At 47.6% G+C, this 2,775-nt stretch carries 2 protein-coding genes; one reads left to right on the top strand and one right to left on the bottom strand.

Going from position 1 to position 2,775, the window contains the following annotated elements:
- Positions 1 to 353 precede the first annotated feature (353 nt).
- The gene (locus tag AC19YY_RS30920) at positions 354 to 968 is read right to left on the bottom strand and encodes a TetR/AcrR family transcriptional regulator (RefSeq protein WP_169906577.1); all 615 of its coding nucleotides are present in this window, start codon (positions 966 to 968) and stop codon (positions 354 to 356) included.
- Positions 969 to 1,480: 512 nt separating this feature from the next.
- Between AC19YY_RS30920 and AC19YY_RS30915 the strand changes: the two genes are divergently transcribed.
- On the top strand, positions 1,481 to 2,530 hold the full coding sequence (locus AC19YY_RS30915) for an LLM class flavin-dependent oxidoreductase (RefSeq protein WP_169906575.1): 1,050 nt from the start codon (positions 1,481 to 1,483) through the stop codon (positions 2,528 to 2,530).
- Positions 2,531 to 2,775: the final 245 nt, after the last annotated feature.

Here is a 2,775-nt window from a genome sequence, read left to right as displayed (position 1 = left end):
AGGCTGAAGCCTTGGGCATGACTGATTTGAATGGTGGCGCGCTCTTCAACGCTGAGTTCGGTATAAGACATAGGGGCAGCACCGTACCGGAAAGGTCAGGTGTTGCACTCAGTTTTTGCCGCCGCCCCTCCTTAAAACTTAACCACGTATGACATGGTTAATTAATTATGGGGGTGTTGCTTTGCGATAGGGTTTATGGCTTGCCATTAAAGTGTCGGGCAGCATCTCACTAATTATAATTAATCAGTGAGGGGCGTAAGATGCTGCTAATAATATCGGTAAAAAAGTCTATCGAAGGGGCTTGTGTTGCTGAATTAAATTGCAACGAAATCCTGGCTATTTATCTAGTGACCTCAAGAAGTTTCAATTAGATTTACGTCTTGCAGGAGTTTTTCCATGTGTGAGGCCACAACTTTTTTGAGCCGTTGGGTACTAAAGTATTGTGGCTCCAGTACAGCCTGTAGCCCTAATCCGTCAATAAGACTGATCGTGATATCTGTCCAGAGGCGCACATCAAGTTGTGGAGAGACCTCTTGGCTACGCTGAGCGGCCCGCATGAGCCCGCTTATGGCATTTCGCCATTCAGAATAGCGGTTATGGAGTTCTTGCGCCAGGTAAGGCTTACCAAGCGATTGTCCCCAGAACGCTATCCATACACGCCACTCAAGCTTACGGTCATCGTCGAGCGGCAGAACCTCAAGGAGAACCGCGTATAGCGTTTTGAGCGGCGATCCGCTAGACAGGTGCGATGCCATCCTCCTGGCCGCGGCAACGTGTACCTGACGCAAAGCCGCTACAAGAATTTCATCTTTATTGGCGAAATGATGCGTCACAAGCCCCGCTGTACATCCTACTTCAATTGCAATTCTTCGGATTGTCGCTGCTTCTAGTCCCTCAGTCGCTACGACTTTCCAGGTCGCTGCTAGCACCTCGTTGCGACGCTCCTCGTGATCTATTACCCGTGGCATAACTACTCCAATTTAGCGTTCTTAGAACGCGTATTACAAAAAGAAACGCTGCGCGCAAAAAAAATGATTCGACCGGTTTGTAAAGCAAAATGGGTATGCGTTGAAGCATAAGCCCAATCAACGGGTTACCAAATATGGTCTTGCTGTGAGGCTGATCGTCGCCGTGCCAGCATACTGCATCCCCCGGACTAGACGCTATCGCGCTGGACCACTCCACAGCTACTCAGCGCCACCTTTTATCAGGCATCGAGTTGGTCCTGCATGTCGTGATTATAGGCTTGTGGTTTTTTACAAAACAGGTGTTGCGTAAAAAAAACCGCTGTGCAAGGATACATAACAGTTGTTTTGCAACGTGGCTCGATGATCGCGGTGACGATCCCAAGCGGGTCAGTCGGGCAGTAGTTCAGTGCAATTTGGCGCGCCAGTTGATTGGCGGTTGTCCGAATGCATGAGCAACCGTATTTAGTAAAGTTGGGTCATGTCGGCCTACACCTAAAACACGAGGAACGTAAATGAAAATCGGCATAATCTCCGACGGTGCGTTGGCTGGCACACCGCCACAAAGGAAAATGCACGACATGATCCGCGAGGCTGTGCGTGCAGACGAGCTCGGTTTCTATTGCTGGGGTACATCTGAGGCCCACTTTATTGATGGTCCGACTATTTCAGCCCCTGACGCGCTCTATGGTGCTGTCGCGGCGCTTACTAAAAATATAATTATTCGCTACATGGCCGTTACGATCCCGTTCCATAATCCAATTACGGTTGCAGAGCGTTTAGCTACCCTCGATATTTTATCTAATGGGCGGGCAGAACTCTGTACGGCTCGTGGCAACAATAAATTAGTCATGCAGGCCTTCGGTGTAAAGCCAGCCGAGACCAAAGATCGGTGGAAGGAGGCGATAACGGTAATTGGGGAGACGCTGACCAAAGGTGTGGTCTCTAATCCCAACGGAAAGTACTGGCCTTTTGAAGAAGTTAAGGTCAATCCTAGGCCATTGCAGAAACCATCGCCCCATTTGTTTTCTGTGAGCTCAGGGCCTGACTCTCACAAACTGGCAGCTGAGTACGGCGTTGGAATACTTACCTTCGATAATTTTTTTGGATGGGACTACATAGATGAGTGTATTAGCGCTTACCGCGATACAATAGGAAGCGCAACTCCAGTTAATGATCGTGTGAATAATTCATATGGTTATTATGTTCCAATTTTTCATTGTGCAGCTGATCGAGCAACTGCATTGGCTGAGGTAAGAATGCGAGCCTTTGCTTATGTTCAGTTCATTTTGGATATTTATTTGCCATTGGCTAAGGAACCTACGTATGAGTACTTTGCCGGTATTCAACGTATTGTAGAATATAAGCGAAACCTTGACAAACTCATAGAGCTCAGCCCATCGATCATGGTTGGTACACCTGATGATATTATAGTCGCACTCAGAGCGCTTGAATCCCGCGGTGTGGATGAGGTGATTTTGACCGTTGATGCGATGAGTCACGAACAACATATGCGTACTCTTGATCTTTTGGGAGAGCATGTTCTTCCGCACTTTCATAAATGATCATGTTTATAGTTAACGCAGAGTTTGAGTTTTTTGATATCTCAGACCTTACATATTCTACTTTGGTGTTTTTTGGATGAGTGTGTAATTCTCTGGCAGCAATCAAAAATCCATAAATCAGGGCGGTTGCAGGAGCTGAGTGCAACACGGTCATTGAATTGAAGCTGGAGCATCATGCCGCATAGCCATGGCCTTCTGCATCACCTCGCCCATAACTTCGATTGGGCATTTGAAGTCGAAGCGCT

The organism is Pseudomonas sp. MF09156 (assembly GCF_059862305.1).
Note: the sequence above shows the minus strand (reverse complement) of the source record. Positions and strands in the feature narration are given on the sequence as shown.